The following is a 22,042-nucleotide window of genomic DNA, read 5'->3' as shown; positions in this document are numbered from 1 at the left end:
TAGACTGACTACGACGACCAGGTGCACCACAGAATGTCGCTCTCCTCCTCGGAGAAGCACGCAGGATAGAATGATCCGTTATGGTCGTTGCACCAGCCCTTCAATATTACCAGTCCATCAGGAAGGATTGGCATGGATGTCGTATACGAACGTTGTTGCGGCCTCGATGTGCACAAGAAGACGGTGGTCGCCTGTGTGCTGACGCCGGAGGCCAAGGAGATTCGCACGTTCTCCACGATGACGGAGGATCTCCTGGAGATGGTTGACTGGTTAGGACAACATGAATGCACGCATGTTGCTATGGAAAGCACAGCTTCATTCTGGAAGCCAATCTACAACCTTCTGGAGTCGGCGGACTGTCAAGTGCTTGTGGTGAACGCCAAGCACATGAAGAACGTTCCGGGCCGTAAGACCGATGTGAAGGATGCCGAATGGATCGCCGGATTGCTCCGCCACGGGCTGTTGCAAGCCAGTTACATCCCCAACCGTGAACAACGGGAACTACGAGAACTCATTCGCTATCGCCGAAGTCTCATTGACGAGCGGGCAAGAGAGGTGAATCGGGTTCAAAAGGTGTTGGAAGGTGCCAACATCAAGCTTTCTGCAGTGGCCAGCAATACACTTGGCAAATCTGGGCGGGCGATGTTGGAAGCAATGATCCACGGAGAAGAAGACCCGGAGGTATTGTCAGGGTTAGCCAAAGGCCGGATGAAGGCGAAGAAGGCCGATTTGCACAAGGCACTGAATGGGCTTATGGGCTCCCACCAACGAATGATGCTGGCAGCCCAATTACGTCACATCGATTACTTGGATGAAGAGATTGCCCGGCTGGATGAAGAAGTCAAGGAGCGCATGCTCCCTTTTGAAGAAGACCTGGAGCTAGTGGACACCATCCCCGGTGTCGGTCGACGAACAGCAGAACAAATTCTGGCTGAAATTGGGACAGACATGACCCAATTTCCGTCTGCTGCCCATTTATGCTCTTGGGCAGGACTGGCTCCAGGGAACAATGAAAGCGCCGGGAAACGAAAGTCGGGGAAAACACGCAAAGGGAATCAAAAACTCAGAGCAGCGCTGGTGGAAGCAGCACGCGCAGCGGCGAGAACGAAGCAGACTTATCTCTCTGCCCAGTACCATCGAATTGCAGCTCGAAGAGGCAAAAACCGTGCAGCAGTTGCAGTGGCCCACAGCATCTTAACCATCGTGTATTACGTGTTACAGCGACGTCAGCCTTATATTGAACTCGGCCCAACATATTACGAAGCACGCAAGAAAGACGCAGTCGTAAAGCAGGCGATCCGGAAGTTGCAATCACTCGGGTTGGAGGTCACCGTAAAACCTGTTGCATAAATGATCTCCAGACATCACAGAGTTCCTTTTAAAACCCATCTTGTGGTGGGCTTATTTCAGTATGTCGTTTTACCCTGGTCATCGCTCAATTATTTTCAGGATAGAGGAACCCGGTACCGTTATTTGGCCATTTGCTCCTGATCTGGCGGCCAGACAGCCTCAACAAAGCCATCCTGGTCCCTTGTTCCCGTCTGACCAGAGACAAAGTGCCCAACAAAGGAACACCGGTACCCTACTCCCCCCGACACCCCGACACATAACTACAAAGTCTACCGCTTACCTTAGCCTGTCTCCAAACCGTTGACGGTCGATCAAACCATCGTGTATATTGTGTAATAGGTGTACCAGTATATATAGTACACATTATACACTTGGTGGTGAATCGTGTGTGGCTGAATATCAACCCCAGAGACAGTGAACCGATTTATCTGCAAATCATTCGGGGGGTTAAGACTGCTGCCGCGAAGGGTGTCCTGCAACCAGGTGAGAAGTTGCCATCGGTAAGGGAACTTGCAACAGAGTTGGCTGTCAACCACAACACGGTTGCCAAGGCATATCAGGAGCTTGAGCGAGAGCGGGTTATTGAGGTCATTCGTGGTCGGGGTACTTTTATTAGTCTGGATTCTAAGCCGACGAACTTGGACGAGCGACTTGATGAAATGCGGACGTCAATGCGAAATTGGCTCGTGGAGGCGCATCATCTCGGGATGACGACGAAGCAGTTTATTGACATGGTGAACGAAGTGGTTGACGACTGGACCGCAAGCAGGGAGGCTGTGCGACATGAGTAGCATAGTGGAAATCAAGCACGTTTCGAAGGAGATCGATGGACGCAGTGTGTTGTCTGGCGTGGATCTTGCCATATCGGCAGGATCAGTGTATGGAATTGTCGGTGCCAATGGCGCTGGTAAGACAACGCTGCTGCGATTACTAAATGGCGTCTATCGTCCGTCCTCAGGTGAAATTCATATATTTGGTCAACCGATGCCAGAAGAAGCAGCTGCGATTCGGCAACGGGTACATTTGGTGAGCTCAGACGGGTCTTTTTATCCAGGATTTCGAGTAAAGGACTTGTTTCGCTATGCTTCCATGTTGTATTCAAGTTGGGACCATCAACGCTGTAATACGCTTATTGCGGCCCTCGAGCTACCTGTTGAGCAGTCTATTCGGACGCTGTCCCTGGGAATGCAGATGCAACTGCGGCTGGCAGTTGCCTTGTGCAGTCGACCAGACATCCTCTTGCTGGATGAACCAACTAACGGTCTCGATCCAGTTGTTAGACGGCAATTCCTCCAGCTGATCGTACAAGAGGTAGCAGGCACAGGTATGACCGTTGTCATGGCGACGCATCGGTTCGAAGACTTGGAAGCGATCGCGGATGGCATTTCTGTCTTGTACCAAGGGAGACTGCTGCTGTCGGGAATGCTCGAGGATTTAAAGACACAGTTCCACGAGGTCATTGCGGTGGCAGACGGATCGATTTCTGCGGACGTGTGGAATTTCCCTGGCATTCAGTCGATGCAAAGTCGAGGTGCCATTCACTCATGCATTGTCAAGGGAGATACAACGCGATTGTGTGAGCAGTTAGAGTCGGCAGGGGTGTTGCACATTGATATCCTACCGCTCTCGCTTGAGGAACTGTTTCGGGCCGTGATGCGGAAAGAGGGGTATTCGCGGGATGCGGTTTTCCTTTTATAGTGCACTGGTGTTCAAGGAGTGGCGGCAGCAGCGGTGGTATCTGGTTGCCGGGATGGTTCTATTATCGTTGTCTCCACTTGTGGGCCTTTTGGAGTCCCGAGGGGAAAGTCCACAGTTGACTCGCATGAATGCAGAACAACTGAATTTCCCGGGCTTGGGATATTTGGTTCTCGTCTTCAGTGTGGGTCTTGCTCTCGTTTCCCTCTCCGAGATGTACACGGACAACAGCCTTCAAATATTCTCTGAGCCTGTACCTTTTGGTGCAGTCTTGAAAGCGAAATTCTGCATGGGTATTGCCATCGTACTGGCTAGTCAAACGGGGACCATTCTTTGGTTTGGAATAACACTTGCAATACAACATGCGCTCGGACCATTCATGTCGATTTTCGGGTTCTGGCTGACGTCGATCACGGTTGGCCTATCGTTCTACGCGGTGACCTATGTGATGGTACTGATCGTCCGGCCACTTGTATTCAGCATCTTACTCACCTCTGCAGTAGTTGTCTCTCCTTTGTTTGTAGCAGAGTGGTTCGTTAGCCCCTGGACGAGATATTTCCCAGACGGGAGCAGCGAGCGACATCTTCCGGAATGGGGGGTACAGGTCTATAACGTGATCCGGGATATATCTCCCTACGGCGTCATTCATCCGGATCGCAGTTATATGGTTCACTCGCCTATGAACTATGTTGCGCACGGACTAGAGCCCATTGTTTGGCCCATTGTCAGTTTTCTGTTGGTTTTATGGGTTAGCCGGCGCAAATCTCGACTTGTTTGGGGGAATTCGTCGATTCAACCACGCGTGCAGATAATGGTTAGACTTTTCAGCACACTCTCTGCGGCGGCGATTTTACAGAGTTACGTGCTTCACATTGAGGCAACTGCTTGGGAGTTTAAGCTGGTTGTGGCGGTGTTGCTGTGGGCCTGCAGTTATCTACTGTCACATGCATTCACTTCGTATATAGATGACCGGCGGGTTCGAAAGAAACCCAAAGGATTGTTGAGTCAGAGGTGGGCGAAGAGATGATCAAGAGAATGATACCCATCAAGGCGCTGCTGCTCCGCGATTGGATTCTTATGAGGGCATGGATATGTAGCCTAGCACTCATCGGTGTAATAGGACCGCTGCTCAATTTCCTTGACGGTGTTGTTTCAGGGGCTCCCTCGGCAAGACTCTCTAACGCGATCCTATCCGTATACAACGGTCTGAACGTGGGAACTCTCGCTCTTAAGCAGGGGCACATTGTAGCAATAAATTATAGACCCCCAATGGTTTTGGTGTTTCATGGGGCGCCGACATGCAGTTTGTGGATTTTAGCAGTGGCAATGGGCTTTGGCTCGTTGTGTGCGTCCTATGATCGGCAGTGTACTGGGTTGATGGATACAATGAACGCCCCAATTCGAAGACTGGATTGGATACATTCCAAGTTTCTCTTGGGGATTGTTTCACTTACCGCGATCACGCTCTTTCATTCAGTGTTCGTAGCCCTGGCGAATGGCATTTCACCACTAAGTTTTCCGTTTGGAACTGTCTGCATGTCTTTCCTCATCAATTGGTCTCTGTCATGCGTGACATTCGGTGTGACGTTTTGTGTTGGACTTCTTGTCGGTAACGCAATTGTTGCCTGGATGCTAGGTTTCCTTGTCTTTATGTTACCACTGTGCCTCGGGGCATTGATAGGGTTTTATGGGCGGCCGGGTACGCCAACGGGGGATTGGACGTACCACTTGGAGCACGGAATTCTGCTGAATTTGACGCCGGTAGCTTATACAGATTACGGAACGAATTCGGTCCAGAATTCGTCGGGGCGTGAATTCAATTGGGTCATCGTTACGGCCGTACAGCATCCGTGGGCCACGGTCATTGTGGCGGTTGCGTTGACCCTTCTCACTTATTTGCTTGCGTCGAGAATAATGGACGCAGTGCAGCCCGAATACTTTTCTAACGCATTTGTGTCAGATACGGCGTTTTATGTAGTTGCTGTGTGTGCAAGTCTTGTCTTTGGATCTGTTACCGCGCAGATTGTCGACAGGGCCAAGGGATTCCTCTGGATCATCGCTGGACTGGCCTGTTATCTCGGCTTGATGATTTGCTACCGAAAATGGACGAGATGGTCTCGAAAGGTTACCTCGCAGGCGGTTGCTGGTGCATCCGATCTCTCTTAACTTGGCATGGCTTTCAGTTCATTGAGGAGGGCAAAACCGTCATGACTGAACGGACACAAAATGACACCAAGACGATTGAGCGGATTTATGTTACATATACGCGAGACGTCTATCAACTCGCCTATCGGTCCACACGGAATCACGCGGATGCAGAGGACGTTGTGCAGGAGGTATTCATGCGCGTACTCCAAAAGTGGCGATATTTCCGAGGAGACTCGCATGTAAAAACATGGATACTGCGGATTGCCCAGAATTACATCGTTGACTTGGCTCGGAAACGGAATCTCATGGAGCGGAGTTGGAGCACGGAGGTATACCAAACTCCTGACGTGAGCATGGTAAGCAGCGTGATCGAAATCGATGACATGTTGCATTCACTTTCAGACCGTCATCGGGCGGTGATCGTTTTGCGAATTATGAACGACTTATCGGTCGCTGATACAGCAAAGGCGTTAGGGTGCTCGGAAGGCATGGTCCGCGTTGACACACACCGAGCAGTTAGGCGATTAAAACGGACTTTGCAAGAGGTGGATTCTATGTAGACTACTAAAAGGACAGTCCATGATAAAGAAGAGGTTCCTGGGGAATATGCCCAGGAACCTCTTCTTTTTTTAGCCTTCACGTATATTGCGCTGTCTGTTTTAAACAGTTCGAACGACGATTTCGTTTGACTCATCGACGTCGATGACCAACTGTGTGGCTTCTGGATCATCCACAAGTACGTCAGCAATTTGGTCCTCAACACGATCCTGTACGACCCGACGCAGAGGACGCGCACCAAAGAGCGGGTGGTATCCCAATTCACCGAGCTTGTCTGCTGCCGCATTCGTCCACGTCAGTGTGACACTCTGCTGTGCTAACGTGTCTTTTAGTTCGTTCAAGAACAAGTCGACGATTTTCGTTAGGTCCTCATTGGTCAAAGCCGCAAAGTTTACAATCGCATCAAACCGATTGAGAAATTCCGGTTTAAAGTACGCGGAAAGTTCACCCATTTGCAACTCAGTTCCTTGAGTCGTCTGGTCATCTGCTGTGAAACCTAACGTTACTTTCTTCTGAGCAACACCAGCATTACTGGTCATAATGATAATCGTGTCTTTAAAGCTGATGGTCCGGCCTTGGCTGTCGGTAAGTCGACCGTCTTCCATGATTTGCAGGAACATGTGTTGAACATCTGGGTGTGCCTTTTCGATCTCGTCAAGCAGAATGAGACTGTATGGATTGCGGCGTACCTGTTCAGTCAACTGTCCTGCGTCTTCGTAGCCAACATATCCCGGGGGCGACCCGATCAGCTTCGACACGGAGTGTTTCTCCATGTATTCGCTCATATCCAAACGGATCATCGAATCCTTCGACCCGAACAACGTCAGCGCCAAACTTTTTGCCAACTCTGTCTTACCGACACCGGTCGGACCCACGAAGAGGAAGGAGCCAATTGGGCGTTCGCCTTTGCGAAGGCCTGTCCGACTTCTGCGTACGGCTTTCGCGACTTTCTGCACAGCCTCAGCTTGGCCAATGACTCGACGGGAAAGTTCACTCTCTAGATCACGTAATTTGCTCTGTTCAGCCGCTTGAATCTTGCGAACAGGAATACCTGTTTTTTCCTCGATAATCTGCTGAATGTCCTCAGCCGTTACTTTCCCCTCGGGCACTTCCTGTTTTACACCCTCGTTCAGGCGTTCCCGCAGGCGCAACTCCTCTTTGTGGAGCTCTGCTGCGCGCTCATATGCTTCTACTTTTGTTGCCTGTTCTTTTTCTTTGACAACTTGCTCTAACTGACCAGCCAGGTCCTCACCTTGAACATTGCTCAATCGCAAGTTCGCTTTCGATCCCGCTTCATCCATCAAGTCAATTGCCTTGTCTGGCAAAAATCGATCAGAAATGTACCGACTTGACAGCGTGACGCAGGCAGTTAGTGCTTCGTCTGAAAACTGGACCTGGTGATACTCTTCGTATTTCGACCGAAGGCCACGCAGGATTTCAATTGCTTCGTCCGTGCTCGGTTCGTTGACCATGACGGGCTGGAACCGACGTTCGAGCGCTGCGTCCTTCTCAATTTGGCGATATTCTTTGAGTGTTGTCGCACCGATCACTTGCACGTCTCCACGAGCCAATGCTGGTTTTAAAATGTTTCCAGCGTCCATCGATCCTTGTGCAGAACCAGCTCCGACCAGCAAATGGATTTCATCGATAAAGAGAATGATATCTGGTTGTGCCTCTAATTCGGCAATCAATTTTTTCATTCTCTCTTCAAACTGTCCCCGGATGCCCGTATCAGCAACGAGTGCCGCGACATCGAGACTGTAAACCTGCTTGTTGCGGAGCTTCACAGGTACCTTGCCTTCTACAATACGGTTTGCAAGCCCCTCTGCAATTGCTGTCTTACCAACACCAGGTTCACCGATCAGCACAGGGTTGTTTTTATTACGACGGTTCAAAATTTCAATAACGCGAGAGACTTCTTGGTCGCGACCGATAACCGGATCGATCCGACCTTCCTTTGCCCACGCCGTTAGATTGTGGCCAAACTCATCGAGAAATCCGCCGCCACCCGAGGCTCCCCCTGCCTGTTCTCTCAATGGCTCGCTTGCCGTACTGGAAGCTTCGCCAAACATGCCGAACATGTCATTCATAGACGGGAAGCCTCCAAATGGCCCCATTCCGACGGGTGATTTATAGGAAGAACGAAGTTTAGTTGAACACTCTGGGCACAAGTGTAAATCTTTCTCCATTCCATTGATGTGCAAACGTACGTGTGTGTTCGCTTCGTGAGATTTACATACATCACAACGCATAATTCGTAACCTCCTTCTCAGGGATGTTGCTTGTTCATTGTTGACTTTAACTTTCCTTGACCAATTGGCCAAATTGACTTTGACTATCTTTGATTATAATCAGTTTGACGATTTTTTCAAGCCGTGAGTAGTTCACCACTGTATCAAGTGTAAGATTTGGAAAAACCTTCGTGGTCCATAAACGGATAGTAAATGTAAGCGTTGGGAAGATTTATCGCACAGGCCCCGATCACGTCCGCTCCGACAACTCACAACTTGAACCTACGATGATAAAGTGGAACGGATAGTACCTCATACGATCACACGAAAAGAGGGAATGGAAGTTGATAAACGAAACGCTACACGATGTAACCATTGAGGCACTGAAGAACCGTGGGGTTGAAATAGAGGACATTGCTAAGCTGACGTATTTTCTTGAAGAGAAATACATACCAGGTCTCCAGTTAAATGAATGTATTGAGAGTGTGGAACATGTTCTGACCAAACATGAGGTGCAGAATGCGATTCTGACAGGTATCGAGCTCGATACGTTGGCCGAAGATGGACTTCTGAAACGCCCGCTTCTGGATATCATTCAAGTGGATGCCGGTCTATATGGAGTTGATGAAATTCTAGCATTATCGATATTAAACCTATATGGAACGATTGGCTACACAAACTACGGCTACATCGATAAATTGAAGTATGGCATATTGGAGTCGTTAAACGATAAATCAACCGGAAAGGTGAACACGTTCCTAGACGATCTCGTCGCAGCCATCGCCGCTGCAGCGTCAGGCCGCCTCGCTCACAGTCACAATGTCATGTAATCACGGAGAGAGGTCGTGAGCGTAGGGTGACTTGCCGGAGATGTAAAGTGGGGAAATAAATAGGTAAAGCAGGGTGGACGGCTCAGGTGATAGGCCGAGGAGAGATCGATACATATGAGTGGCTGGGCAGTTAGTAAAGACATCAAATACACAGCGTCCATTGCGTTATTTAAGAAGCAGTATGAAACTGAACGTATTGTCCATTTTCAGGGTTGGTATCCGCAGAGGCGTGAACTCGTTTGCCTCTCGTCAGCATTCAAACTATTTATGCTACCTATTAGATGAATCCCTACCAATCCAATGATTAAATAGGTTGTGGTCGACAACGATCGGAAATACATCTGCGTACCACAATTTCGAGAGGGAAGGTCGCGCGGGGTAACAATAAGACTGTCAGGGGATACAATTCTAATGGATCAAGGCAAGCATACAAGCTGCTATAAGTAAATGCTCTTAGTACAGACCGTATGGGGAACGGCACGATAGAGTAAATATCCACACGGCCCATGCCCTGTCGCAAACCGACGGAACAAGTTCACGCTTTCCTCGCTGAGTTCGAGTATGTACACAGTATCGGTAGGCTATCGTTTATGTGGGGGTATTACTCATTAAGAGCGGAACCTAAGATTCACTTATCATTCGATTGCAGTTTTGTTCTTACAATAAATAGCGGTTGAATTGGTTGGAGTGGCATGGTATATTAATCGACGTCGCTTCTGAAGCTTGTCTTTCAGAGCGAACCCAATATACCGCGTCACTGGCGCATTTGTTCGCGGTTCGGTTTGCGAATTGAGTTGGACAGCTTGTCTCAGATAGATTATCTTCAATAGTTCACTCGGAGACAAGAAACGCGAGAACGAACATTTGTGATGAAGAACTTACCAGTGACAATGAACATCGATTCATGGTATATTATTTCTCGCCGCTTCGACGGCACTGATTGATTTGGTTCCTTGAAAACTAAACACACCACGCCTGAAAGTTTCAGTCGAGACAACTTCGGTTGTCGCGACAAACGGATAACATTCTGGTGAAACGCCAGTAACATTTATTGAGAGTTTGATCCTGGCTCAGGACGAACGCTGGCGGCGTGCCTAATACATGCAAGTCGAGCGGACATCTTCGGATGTCAGCGGCGGACGGGTGAGTAACACGTGGGCAATCTGCCTACCAGACTGGAATAACACTCGGAAACGGGTGCTAATGCTGGATAACATTCACGAAGGCATCTTCGTGAATTGAAAGATGCAAATGCATCACTGGTAGAGGAGCCCGCGGCGCATTAGCTAGTTGGTGAGGTAACGGCTCACCAAGGCGACGATGCGTAGCCGACCTGAGAGGGTGACCGGCCACACTGGGACTGAGACACGGCCCAGACTCCTACGGGAGGCAGCAGTAGGGAATCTTCCGCAATGGGCGCAAGCCTGACGGAGCAACGCCGCGTGAGCGAAGAAGGCCTTCGGGTTGTAAAGCTCTGTTGCTCGGGGAGAGAGACAAGGAGAGTGGAAAGCTCCTTGTGAGACGGTACCGAGTGAGGAAGCCCCGGCTAACTACGTGCCAGCAGCCGCGGTAATACGTAGGGGGCAAGCGTTGTCCGGAATCACTGGGCGTAAAGCGTGCGTAGGCGGTTGCGTGTGTCTGGAGTGAAAGTCCAAGGCTCAACCTTGGGATTGCTCTGGAAACTGCGCAACTTGAGTGCTGGAGAGGCAAGGGGAATTCCACGTGTAGCGGTGAAATGCGTAGATATGTGGAGGAATACCAGTGGCGAAGGCGCCTTGCTGGACAGATACTGACGCTGAGGCACGAAAGCGTGGGGAGCAAACAGGATTAGATACCCTGGTAGTCCACGCCGTAAACGATGAGTGCTAGATGTTGGGGGGACACACCCCAGTGCCGAAGGAAACCCAATAAGCACTCCGCCTGGGGAGTACGGTCGCAAGACTGAAACTCAAAGGAATTGACGGGGGCCCGCACAAGCAGTGGAGCATGTGGTTTAATTCGAAGCAACGCGAAGAACCTTACCAGGGCTTGACATCCCTCTGACAGGTGCAGAGATGTACCTTCCCTTCGGGGCAGAGGTGACAGGTGGTGCATGGTTGTCGTCAGCTCGTGTCGTGAGATGTTGGGTTAAGTCCCGCAACGAGCGCAACCCTTGACCTGTGTTACCAGCACGTAGTGGTGGGGACTCACAGGTGACTGCCGGCGTAAGTCGGAGGAAGGCGGGGATGACGTCAAATCATCATGCCCTTTATGTCCTGGGCTACACACGTGCTACAATGGGCGGTACAACGGGAAGCGAAGCCGCGAGGTGGAGCCAAACCTAAAAAGCCGTTCGTAGTTCGGATTGCAGGCTGCAACTCGCCTGCATGAAGCCGGAATTGCTAGTAATCGCGGATCAGCATGCCGCGGTGAATCCGTTCCCGGGCCTTGTACACACCGCCCGTCACACCACGAGAGTCGGCAACACCCGAAGTCGGTGAGGTAACCTGTATCGGAGCCAGCCGCCGAAGGTGGGGTTGATGATTGGGGTGAAGTCGTAACAAGGTAGCCGTATCGGAAGGTGCGGCTGGATCACCTCCTTTCTACGGAGAAACACCCTTTCAGGACGTGGGAATGTGTTTAGTTTTGAGGGAGCCAAAGCCCTTAGTGGCTAGGTAAACTCAAGGTACCTTGGCAACTGAATATGGAACAACCTTGAATGAAGTAAAACCGGTAACCGAAATGCGAGTAACAGGTTAACGTAACCGGGAAGTATATTTGACAAAGAGGCGCGAGGAATACAAGGAACGAGGAGGACAACGCACTGAGCGTACATAAGTACGTGAGGGAGTTGGCCGACGAGTGACGCAGTAGTCCGAAGTGGAGTCTTTTGTCAAAACGGTGAAGTTAGAAAGAGCGCACGGAGGATGCCTAGGCGCCAAGAGCCGAAGAAGGACGGGGCGAACACCGAAATGCCACGGGGAGCTGTAAGCGAGCATTGATCCGTGGATGTCCGAATGGGGAAACCTGCTAGTGTGAAGCGCTAGTACCGTACAGTGAATACATAGCTGTGCGGAGGCAACCGAGGGAACTGAAACATCTAAGTACCTCGAGGAAAAGAAAGCGAACGCGATTCCGTAAGTAGTGGCGAGCGAAAGCGGAGAAGCCTAAACCGTATACGTGGTACAGACTGCAGTCGATGCGTATGCGGGGTCGAGGGGCTGTAAGTGGGGACCTGCAGGGAACCAACTGGAAAGAATCCATAGGAGAACGGCATGGGAAGGCCGGCCATAGACGGTGAGAGCCCGGTAACTGAAATGGATTGTGGAAAGTGATACAGACCCCAAGTACTGCGGGACACGAGGAATCCCGTGGGAATCTGGGAGGACCACCTCCTAAGGCTAAATACTCCTTGGCGACCGATAGCGGATAGTACCGTGAGGGAAAGGTGAAAAGGACCGCGGGAGCGGAGTGAAAGAGAACCTGAAACCGTGTGCTTACAAGCAGTCGGAGCATGCATGACATGTGACGGCGTGCCTTTTGTAGAATGAACCGGCGAGTGATGATGGCAAGCAAGGTTAAGGCAGTGGAGCCGAAGCCGAAGCGAAAGCGAGTCTGAACAGGGCGAATCAGTTTGTCGTCATCGACCCGAAACCGGGTGATCTACCCCTGGTCAGGGTGAAGTGCGGGTAACACCGCATGGAGGCCCGAACCCACTGGCGTTGAAAAGCCAGGGGATGAACTGGGGGTAGGGGAGAAATTCCAATCGAACCCGGAGATAGCTGGTTCTCCCCGAAATAGCTTGAGGGCTAGCGTCAGGGAATGAGAAGTGGAGGTAGAGCACTGATTGGGTGCGGGGCCCGCGAGGGTTACCAAGCTCAGTCAAACTGCGAATGCCACTTTGTCGAAGAACCTGGCAGTCAGACTACGAGTGATAAGACCCGTGGTCAAGAGGGAAACAGCCCAGACCAACAGCTAAGGTCCCAAAGTACTGGTTCAGTGGGGAACGATGTGGCGTTGCACAGACAACCAGGATGTTGGCTTAGAAGCAGCCACCATTTAAAGAGTGCGTAATAGCTCACTGGTCGAGTGGCGCTGCGCGGAAAATGTAACGGGGCTAAACCAGACACCGAAGCTATGGATGGAAACATGGTAGGGGAGCGTTCCATTTGCGGGGAAGCTGTGCTGGAAGGCATGGTGGAGCGGATGGAAGTGAGAATGCCGGTATGAGTAGCGAAAAGACAAGTGAGAATCTTGTCCGCCGAAAGCCCAAGGTTTCCTGGGGAAGGCTCGTCCGCCCAGGGTAAGTCGGGACCTAAGGCGAGGCCGAAAGGCGTAGTCGAAGGACAACAGGTTGAAATTCCTGTACCACCGCGGAGCGTTTGAGCGAAGGGGTAACGCAGGAGGCTGAAGGAAGCGGCCGGATGGAAGAGGCCGTCCAAGCAGTGAGCGTGGAGTGTAGGGAAATCCGCACTCCGTGAAGCGTGAGCTGTGATGGGGAGCGAAGAACAGTAGCGAAGTCCTGTAAGTCACACTGCCGAGAAAAGCCTCTAGTGAGTGAAGTGGTGCCCGTACCGGAAACCGACACAGGTGGGCGCGTGGAGAACACGAAGGCGCGCGGGAGAACTCTCGTTAAGGAACTCGGCAAAATGGCCCCGTAACTTCGGGAGAAGGGGCGCTTCGAGAGAAGCCGCAGTGAAAAGGCCCAAGCGACTGTTTAGCAAAAACACAGGTCTCTGCGAAGCCGAAAGGCGAAGTATAGGGGCTGACGCCTGCCCGGTGCTGGAAGGTTAAGAGGAGGGATTAGGGCTAAGGTCCGAAGCTCCGAATTGAAGCCCCAGTAAACGGCGGCCGTAACTATAACGGTCCTAAGGTAGCGAAATTCCTTGTCAGGTAAGTTCTGACCCGCACGAAAGGCGTAACGACTTGGGCGCTGTCTCAACGAGAGACCCGGTGAAATTGTAATACCTGTGAAGATGCAGGTTACCCGCGGTTAGACGGAAAGACCCCGTGGAGCTTGACTGTAGCTTGATATGGGATATGGGTACGTCATGTACAGGATAGGTGGGAGACTGGGAAACTTGGGCGCCAGCCTGAGTGGAGTCGGCGTTGGGATACCACCCTTGAGGTACTTGTGTTCTAACCTAGGACCATAAGCTGGTTCGGGGACAGTGTCAGGTGGACAGTTTGACTGGGGCGGTCGCCTCCAAAAGAGTAACGGAGGCGCCCAAAGGTTCCCTCAGCGCGGATGGAAATCGCGCGGTGCGTGTAAAGGCAAAAGGGAGCTTGACTGCGAGACGGACAGGTCGAGCAGGGACGAAAGTCGGGCTTAGTGACCCGGTGGCACCGAGTGGAAGGGCCATCGCTCAACGGATAAAAGCTACCCCGGGGATAACAGGCTGATCTCCCCCAAGAGTTCACATCGACGGGGAGGTTTGGCACCTCGATGTCGGCTCATCGCATCCTGGGGCTGAAGTCGGTCCCAAGGGTTGGGCTGTTCGCCCATTAAAGCGGTACGCGAGCTGGGTTCAGAACGTCGTGAGACAGTTCGGTCCCTATCTGCCGCGGGCGCAGGATACGTGAGAGGGTTCGTCCTTAGTACGAGAGGACCGGGATGAACCGACCGCTGGTGTACCAGTTGTTTCGCCAGAAGCATAGCTGGGTAGCCAAGTCGGGAAAGGATAAGCGCTGAAAGCATCTAAGCGCGAAGCCAGCCTCAAGATAACGTATCCCATCCGGATAACGGAGTAAGACCCCTTGAAGAAGACAAGGTAGATCGGTCTGGAGTGGAAGCGTAGTGATACGTGGAGCGGACAGATACGAATCGGTCGAGGGCTTCACCAGAACAGAGAGGTTGTTCCATAGTTCAAGTTGTAAGGACCAACAAACTGTAGCGAAAGCTGCGGTACATAGCGGATGCGACGTAAAGGTGCCATGATAAGTGGAAGAGAGCCTTTGCGGAGGTGTGAGCGTAGCGTGCTGCAGGCCGTAAGGCCGAAGCCAGCGAAGCGAACACCGGAGCAGAAGCAGTCTGGTGGCCATAGCGGAGGGGAAACACCCGTACCCATACCGAACACGGACGTGAAGACCTCCAGCGCCAAGGATACTTGGAGGGAGACCTCCTGGGAAAGTAGGACGTTGCCAGGCGAGAGAGAAAGAGCCCTTGAGGGAGCAGAGGATGCTGCCTTGGGGGCTCTTTTGTTTTGTTGTACGGGGAAGTGCATGACGGGACTAACCTTCATGTGACGAACGATTTTACAATGCGACAAAACAAAATTAGAAAGGTCGCATCAACATCAGAACCTTCATTCGGGGTGCATGGAATAGGGGACTGCTGGTCCGCTCTTGAGCACATGTCGTCACCCGAAACTGAGTAGAGGAATGGGATACCCATCAGCGGCAATTTGCTACTGATCAGATGGCTGTACAGTGCCAACAAAGGTGTCCTGGTTCGTTGTTTGAGCTGGGGCAGAGGCAAAATGCCCAACAAGGCCACGCTGGTATCTTACTCCCCAGACCGTGTCGCCACGCACCATAAAGTCCATCTGCATCCAATTGATCCCGGATGAGCGAAAACGTCTTACATTCGAGGTATATGGAACACGAGACTCCCAGTCCTCTATTGAAAATTTAGAGTCACCCGAAATTGATTAGAGGAACCCGGTACCGTTATTTGGCCATTTGCTCCTGGTCAGCTGCCTGGACAGCCTCAACGAAGCCCTCCCGGTCCCTTGTTCCCGTCTGAGCAGACGCAGAATCCCCAACAAGGGAACGCTGGTATCTTAGTCTCCGCTCCGGCCCCGCCTTGACCGAAATTCCCGGAACCCGCCCTGCCGCCCAATGCTGTCAACTTAAGCTGGAACGAATTGGGTAGTGAGCGCAGGCGGGTGAAGAAGCACTTAAGCCCACCTGCCTCTTTTGTTTTGTAAGCAGCCGCTGGACAACTCCAATCGCCTTTGCTATGGAGAAGTGGGAGGGTGTTAAAATGAAAAAAAACCAAGTTTCTCATGGACTGTGTGGCGGGTATCATGAAGTTCACTGGATTCAAGAACAAAGCGCGGAAAAGTGAGAAGGACTTCACCAGGGAAAGAAAGATTGGATTCATTCCACTTGTGCTCCTCATTTTCAACATGGTTCGTAAATCGTCTCAGTTAGAGATTGACGAATTTCGGGAGCGATTCATGCCTGAATCGGCTCAAGCAACTACATATACGAAGCAATCATTCTCCAAGGCGAGGCAGAAGATTCTACCCACCGCCTTCGTAATCCTAAATGACGAATTTATTCGCACATTCTATGCGGATCACGACTACAAAACATACAAGGGTTTTCGTTTGTTGGCCATGGATGGCTGTGTACTTGAGGTTCCGAACACGAAGGAAACTCAACGGCATTATGGCTATGTCACCAATCAAAGCAAAGACTTTAAGCTGGCAAGGGCCCTCTCTTCTCATTTGTACGATGTAGAAAACAGACTGGCCGTGAGCACAACCATGGGCCGCTATGACACAGGTGAACGGAATCTTGCCAAGACCAACATTGAGAAGATGCTTACCCTCATTCCAGATATCTCGCCTTATCAGACCTTAGTTTTGTTTGACCGAGGCTACCCATCGGCAGAGTTTTTGTACTACCTCCTGAATCGAGGCATTCATTTCGTCATGCGTGTCTCAACGGGGTTTTACAGGGAGATTGTCGATACGCAGACGACAGACGAAGTGGTGCAACTGACGATTACCAAGGAGCGAGCAAAGGAATTACGTAAACAGGGGACTCCCGTTCCTGTAGGTACGATCCTCACCCTGCGCGTGGTGAAAGTCACTTTATCTACCGGTGAGACTTAAATCCTCATCACCGACCTCCTGAGGGACAAGCTCAGCGAAGCAGACATGGGGGATATCTACTTTAAACGATGGGGTATTGGCGTGTCCAGATAAGGACACAGTAGCTAGTTGGTGCAAGTCCAACCGGGAGAAGAGACTCCCCTCCCGTAGCCTGAGAGGCACCGTGGAGCGAAAGCGATACGGTGGAGCCCTCTGACATCGTGCTCAACAGGAGCGCGGGCAAAACTCCAGGTTGTAACGATAGTGAACGCGGATGTAGCCTCGTTACACGCAACTCCGGTGGCTGAGACGGTCGATAACGTGCGAAAGCAATAAGAACTGACCGAAATGAGTCTGAAACGGTGGTTCTCACCGGCGGGGTATCAGCGGCGACATGGAGGGAAAGTTGCTGTGGAAACTGGAGAAGCCCTCGACGCCCGTTGAAGAAATCTCATCGAGGAGGCCGCCCCTATAACCGTGATCGGGAAATGGGCGCGGTAGGCGTCAGGGTGGCGGAACGGATCGTAGTACCGTGGATTCGCGTGCAGTAAAACACGCGAGGAGGGAAGGGTCCGAACCTGTAAACATTCCGTACGACCGAGGGAGGCAAGGATGTCATGATAAAAACATCCATCAGTTTGCAGGAACTAAGGCGGCGGATATATCAAAAGGCGAAGTCTGAACCTACGCATCGATTCTGGGGATTATTCACCCACATCACCAACATGACGACCCTCTACGAAGCGTATCAACATGCGAAGAAAAACGGCGGAGCCCCAGGCATCGACGGACAAAGCTTCGCAGATGTAGAGCAATCGGGCGTCCGAGCGTTCCTAGAAGACATTCGAGCAGAGCTGCAGGCTGGAACTTACCAACCGCAAGCCAATCGTAAAGTGGAAATCCCGAAGGCGAATGGGAAAAGCGTACCCTGCAGATTCCGTGTATCCGGGACCGCGTGGTACAAGGGGCGTTAAAACTGATACTGGAGGCGATTTTCGAGGCCGATTTCTGTCCAAACTCGTACGGATTTCGACCGAAGCGCTCCCCGCATCAAGCACTGGCAAATGTGCGACGTAGTATACTGCGACGTATGACAACAGTGATTGACGTAGATTTGTCTCGCTACTTCGATACGATAAGGCACAATTTACTGCTGGAGAAGATTGCGAAACGTGTCCAAGACCCACAGGTGATGCGCCTTGTAAAACAGGTGATTAAGGTAGCTGGGAAAATCGGCGTTCCGCAAGGCGGACCGTTTTCTCCGCTCGCTGCAAATATCTACCTGAATGAGGTTGACTGGGCATTTGATGCTATCCGGCGGAAAACAGCGGAAGGTAGTTACGAAGCAGTGAATTACCACCGATTTGCCGACGACATGATTGTCACTGTAAGTGGCCACTCCAGTAAACGTGGATGGGACAAGCTAGCGTTGCGGCGACTGCGAGAATATTTGGAACCCTTGGGGGTTGAACTGAACCTGGAAAAGACTCGAATGGTCAACGTCCTAAAAGGTGAATCATTTTCTTTCCTAGGATTTGATTTCAGACGAGTACAGAATCGGAGCAGGACTGGATATTTCATCCTGATGACACCGAAGAAGAAAGCCCGACAGGCGATAAAAGCGAGAATCCGCGAAATAATTCAAAACGGGGGCGCGAAACCGGCAAAAGACGTTGTGAAACAAGTTAATGCCATACTGACTGGATGGGTGAACTATTTTCGGGTCGGCAACTCGAGCCGCGCATTTGGAGAAATCCGTGACTATACAGAGATGAAAATCCGAACCCTGCTGTCAAGAAGGAAACGAAGACGAAAGCGTAGCATCGGGTGGCGGAGATGGAGTAACGAATATCTGTACGGCGTGTTGGGGCTTTACTGGGACTGGAAAGTCCATCCCCTCAAAAGCGTAGACGGGTTTCGATGAAAGTGTCCGTAATCACGATAGGTCTCATAACCCTTTTGACAAAGTTTATGGGGTGAGCTGCTTGAGGGAAAACCTCACGAGCAGTTCTTATGGGGAGGGGCTGGAAACGGGTCGCATGGCGGTACCGCGCCAGTCTTTTACCCGACAAACCCACTTCAAAGCGCTCAAGCACCAGTTTGAAGTCGAAAATTTCTCCGGTGAGACCCCAACCGTAATTGAGCAAGATTTCTATGCAACCACCTTGCTCAGCAATATGGCATCCATCATCGAACAGGACGCACAAGAGGAGGTACAAGACCAGAACGCCAGGCGTAAGCATGACGAGTATAAAATTAACCACAACATCCTGGTTGGAAAATTAAAGAACAAACTCGTTGAGGTCCTCCTCGAAGACGACGATGAGATGAGGGAGGCCATGTACAGGAGAATTGTTGATGAATTAACGCGCCACATCGTGCCTGTCATCAAGGGGCGAAGCTATCCAAGGAAAAAGCAGAACAGCGTGAACAAATATTCTAAAAACAAGCGACGACCCTTGTAAATGATGTGATGAGATGCTATCTATGGATGTGCCTTTTTGGGTCGGGGATCGCGAGTTTACACGGGATGACATGGAACTCATTCAGGTTACCGTGGAGCGGTTCCGGGGATTGAGCCGTAAGGAGCTAGCGGCGACTTTATGTGAAAATCTCTCTTGGAAAGCACCCAGTGGTCGGTTGAAGGTAGATGCGTGCCTAAAGTTACTTGAAGACTTCGAACAGGCGGGATTGCTTTCCCCCACTGCTGTACGCAGAAATCCGGCGAAAGGGAACAAAGGTAAAGAACTGGTCGGAACACCTGTTGAAACCATTCTGTCGTCTTCTCTCAAAGATGTGTCTCCGGTCAGCGTGGATCCAGTGCTCTCGTCAGAACTAGGAGACTGGAATGTAACCATGCAGACGTACCATCCTTTAGGATATCGCCGCCCCGTTGGAGCGCATCAACGTTACTGGATTCGGGTTCAGATACAAGGGGGCCGAAAGATTGTTGGATGTATGCTGTTCGGTGCAGCCGCCAAATCGTTAAGGACGCGAGAACTGTGGATTGGGTGGAGTCCGGCGCAGCGAACTCGGTATCGAGCGCGAATTGTGAACAACAACCGCTTTCTCATTCTGCCAAAGGTTCATATCCCTCACTTAGCGAGCCATTCACTTGCCTTGGCTGCTCGACGAATTCGCTCAGACTGGCAATCCCGTTACGGGTATGAACCCGTCATTCTGGAAACCTTCGTAGAGCCAGAGTACTCAGGAACATGCTACCGGGCGGCGAATTGGGTTAACGTTGGCCAAACCTCGGGCAGGGGACGCCAAGACGAACATCACGAGTACGGCACCTCGGTAAAAAGTCTCTGGATGTACCCTCTGGTCCGAGATTGGCGGGAACGTTTGGTAGCCCCGTTCCCCAACCCGCGGATAGTTGATCTCGACTAAAAAGTCTTCTAAATCCCACTACCCAATTCGTTCCAGCTTAAGTTGACAGCATTGCCCTGCCGCCCCGGTTCCCCTGCAGAGTGATTTTCAGCATTCATTACGGCCTATATTCGGCCGACAGTGCAAACCGCAAACTACCTGTGGGCAACAGATCCCACCAACTTACCAGGAACACACAAGTACCCTCTACATTCTATAGTGGATTACAAACGAGTCGTCTAGTCAGGGGCATTACTGCAGTAAGAAACATACCGTATGCTTCAGGGTAATGTCCGGACTCAGATGTGGCGGTTGAAAATAGGCGTGGAAGTATCGCAGGTGAGCATGGTAGCCCTCGAGGGTGGAACGAACTTTCCTCGAGGGCTAGCTGAGAGTGGTGATGATGCCGTGGCATCCTGCAAGTTCGTCAGGGAATACTGCGGGTGTACGGCTGCTCGATCGGGCCCTAATGTTTTGCAGGGGCACTATCCTGAGGACACCGGCTACTGTCCCATTTGTGCGATGAATGACCGTCGTTTTGATGGTTAGGCTTGTGGTCCGCAGCCGGGGCAGCCGGGATCGACCACGACGTTTCGGACTTGATGTGTGTAAAACTGTCGAGGAACGTTTACAATGTTAATTCGGTTGACATGAATAACGGGTGTAACATACGGCACGATACGCTGTACATAGCAATCGTTGTAGCAAATCTTGGGTTGGCACATGATTGGCGGGCACTCCATTGATACGCACCTCCATAAGTGTTGTTTCGAGAGTATTAGATTCCAACGAGAGCGTATTGGTCACGGACGATCGCCCCGTTTTAGTGGTATCTGTTCAGTGCGGGCCTAGTCGTTCGAGGATTTTTACCATGAAGGGAGGCAGTATCTAGCTGTTTTTAGATTTGACATCAGGGACTCGTTATGCTGGTTACGACTGGATGGAATAGGCCGTCTGCTGCGAAGCTCATGCTGAAAAATAAAGAATGATAGAGGAACAGGACTGTCATCAATAGAAATAGATAGGTTTCAATTCGACTTGATTCTTTGCGATTGGCAATTTCAACGCTGAAGAGTGGGATCGTGAGATTTTTGAGGAGTGGGAAGTTTGGTCAGTGTTATCATTGATAAGGCGGATGATGGGAAGCAAGTACATAAATGGCTTAGGCTGCTGTTACCTGGGATGCCGTTGTCGGGGATCCATAAATTTATTCGGACGGGCCGAATTAAAGTAAATGGGAAGCGGGCCAAGCGAGACACAGTACTGCATCAAGGGGACGCTGTGAACCTGTATATGACAGAAGAGGATTACGAAGCGTCAAGAAAACGAAAACGAGAGAAGTTTTCGGGTGTTCAACGAAATGTCGATGTGCGTTACGAGGATGATGAGCTGGTTATTGTCAATAAGCCAGCCGGGACACTGGTGCACTCGGCTGATGGAACCGATTATGCGTCGACCTTGCAGGCTCAAGTGGAAGCGTACGTTCATGATCGGACGGAGATGAAAGCGGGACAGGCGTTTTCACCGGCACCGGTTCATCGGTTGGACCGAAACACGAGCGGGTTGGTTATTTTTGCAAAGACATCTCGTGCTGCGAAGGCGTTTGGGGAGGCTTTTCAGTCGGGTGTTATGGAGAAGGATTATATAACCTTAGTGACTGGCACCGTTCGCAAACCTGGTAAAGTGGCAGCTGCGCTTATTCGGGCGAACGAAGAGGTTACGCGTGTGGACGAACGGGGAAAAGAAAGCTATACGTCGTACGAACCCGTTGCAACGGCTGGGGGAACGACCCTTCTGTCAGTGCGAATAGAAAGCGGTCGGACGCATCAAATTCGCGCACACCTGTCCCATATCGGCCACCCATTGGTGGGAGACGTGAAATATGGCGCGCGGCGTCAACCTGGGGAGACATTTTATCTGCATGCGGCCCACCTGTCCGTAGGTCATGAGTTGGACGTAACCGCCCCGCTACCGGGACGGTTTGTGCGGAAGTTAACGTCCCTAGGGTACCGTATGCAGGAACTACAAGAAATGCTAGCACGGTTCTCCTGAGCGT

General features: G+C 51.2%; 12 protein-coding genes, 3 rRNA genes and 1 pseudogene. 15 read left to right on the top strand and 1 reads right to left on the bottom strand.

Annotated elements, in window-relative coordinates; translation table 11 throughout:
- Positions 1 to 132: 132 nt before the first annotated feature.
- From NZD86_RS14275 to NZD86_RS14250, 6 genes are all read left to right on the top strand, one after another.
- Positions 133 to 1,350, top strand: coding sequence for an IS110 family RNA-guided transposase (locus NZD86_RS14275; protein WP_268042741.1), 1,218 nt, complete (start codon positions 133 to 135; stop codon positions 1,348 to 1,350).
- A gap of 386 nt (positions 1,351 to 1,736) precedes the next feature.
- Positions 1,737 to 2,141, top strand: coding sequence for a GntR family transcriptional regulator (locus NZD86_RS14270; protein ID WP_268042739.1), 405 nt, complete (start codon positions 1,737 to 1,739; stop codon positions 2,139 to 2,141).
- Complete coding sequence (locus NZD86_RS14265; RefSeq protein WP_268042737.1) at positions 2,134 to 3,048, top strand: ABC transporter ATP-binding protein; 915 nt, start codon at positions 2,134 to 2,136, stop codon at positions 3,046 to 3,048. The genes NZD86_RS14270 and NZD86_RS14265 overlap by 8 nt, the downstream gene beginning before the upstream one ends.
- A complete protein-coding gene (locus NZD86_RS14260; protein WP_268042735.1) occupies positions 3,029 to 4,072 on the top strand; it encodes a hypothetical protein in 1,044 nt (347 codons plus the stop codon). The genes NZD86_RS14265 and NZD86_RS14260 overlap by 20 nt, the downstream gene beginning before the upstream one ends.
- Positions 4,069 to 5,211, top strand: coding sequence for an ABC-2 transporter permease (locus tag NZD86_RS14255; RefSeq protein WP_268042732.1), 1,143 nt, complete (start codon positions 4,069 to 4,071; stop codon positions 5,209 to 5,211). The genes NZD86_RS14260 and NZD86_RS14255 overlap by 4 nt, the downstream gene beginning before the upstream one ends.
- A 41-nt stretch (positions 5,212 to 5,252) precedes the next feature.
- Positions 5,253 to 5,753, top strand: coding sequence for an RNA polymerase sigma factor (locus NZD86_RS14250; protein ID WP_268042730.1), 501 nt, complete (start codon positions 5,253 to 5,255; stop codon positions 5,751 to 5,753).
- 99 nt (positions 5,754 to 5,852) lie between these two features.
- Here NZD86_RS14250 and NZD86_RS14245 read toward each other — a convergent pair whose 3' ends face one another.
- A complete protein-coding gene (locus NZD86_RS14245) occupies positions 5,853 to 8,003 on the bottom strand; it encodes an ATP-dependent Clp protease ATP-binding subunit (protein ID WP_268042728.1) in 2,151 nt (716 codons plus the stop codon).
- 323 nt (positions 8,004 to 8,326) lie between these two features.
- Here NZD86_RS14245 and NZD86_RS14240 point away from each other — a divergent pair, with 323 nt between their 5' ends.
- The 9 genes and pseudogenes from NZD86_RS14240 to NZD86_RS14200 all read left to right on the top strand — a co-directional run bounded on the left by NZD86_RS14240 (position 8,327) and on the right by NZD86_RS14200 (position 22,038).
- Positions 8,327 to 8,812, top strand: a complete 486-nt coding sequence (locus NZD86_RS14240; protein WP_268042725.1) for a phosphatidylglycerophosphatase A family protein — start codon at positions 8,327 to 8,329, stop codon at positions 8,810 to 8,812.
- A 1,047-nt stretch (positions 8,813 to 9,859) separates the two neighbouring features.
- Positions 9,860 to 11,394: ribosomal RNA gene (locus NZD86_RS14235) — 16S ribosomal RNA — on the top strand.
- A gap of 297 nt (positions 11,395 to 11,691) precedes the next feature.
- Positions 11,692 to 14,635, top strand: a 23S ribosomal RNA gene (locus tag NZD86_RS14230).
- 186 nt (positions 14,636 to 14,821) lie between these two features.
- Positions 14,822 to 14,938, top strand: a 5S ribosomal RNA gene (gene rrf / locus NZD86_RS14225).
- Together the 16S, 23S and 5S rRNA genes form the textbook arrangement of a ribosomal RNA operon.
- Before the next feature lie 869 nt (positions 14,939 to 15,807).
- Positions 15,808 to 16,635, top strand: coding sequence for a transposase (locus NZD86_RS14220; RefSeq protein ID WP_268042723.1), 828 nt, complete (start codon positions 15,808 to 15,810; stop codon positions 16,633 to 16,635).
- A 596-nt stretch (positions 16,636 to 17,231) separates the two neighbouring features.
- A pseudogene (gene ltrA / locus NZD86_RS14215) lies at positions 17,232 to 18,538 on the top strand (group II intron reverse transcriptase/maturase).
- A 115-nt stretch (positions 18,539 to 18,653) separates the two neighbouring features.
- Positions 18,654 to 19,079, top strand: a complete 426-nt coding sequence (locus NZD86_RS14210; protein ID WP_268042721.1) for a hypothetical protein — start codon at positions 18,654 to 18,656, stop codon at positions 19,077 to 19,079.
- 22 nt (positions 19,080 to 19,101) lie between these two features.
- Positions 19,102 to 20,007 (top strand): Druantia anti-phage system protein DruA, encoded by a 906-nt coding sequence (locus NZD86_RS14205; RefSeq protein ID WP_268042719.1) that lies wholly within the window; start codon positions 19,102 to 19,104, stop codon positions 20,005 to 20,007.
- A 1,086-nt stretch (positions 20,008 to 21,093) separates the two neighbouring features.
- The gene (locus NZD86_RS14200) at positions 21,094 to 22,038 is read left to right on the top strand and encodes an RluA family pseudouridine synthase (protein ID WP_268042717.1); all 945 of its coding nucleotides are present in this window, start codon (positions 21,094 to 21,096) and stop codon (positions 22,036 to 22,038) included.
- Positions 22,039 to 22,042 lie beyond the last annotated feature (4 nt).

The organism is Alicyclobacillus dauci (genome assembly GCF_026651605.1).
Lineage (GTDB): Bacteria > Bacillota > Bacilli > Alicyclobacillales > Alicyclobacillaceae > Alicyclobacillus > Alicyclobacillus dauci.
Note: the sequence above shows the minus strand (reverse complement) of the source record. Positions and strands in the feature narration are given on the sequence as shown.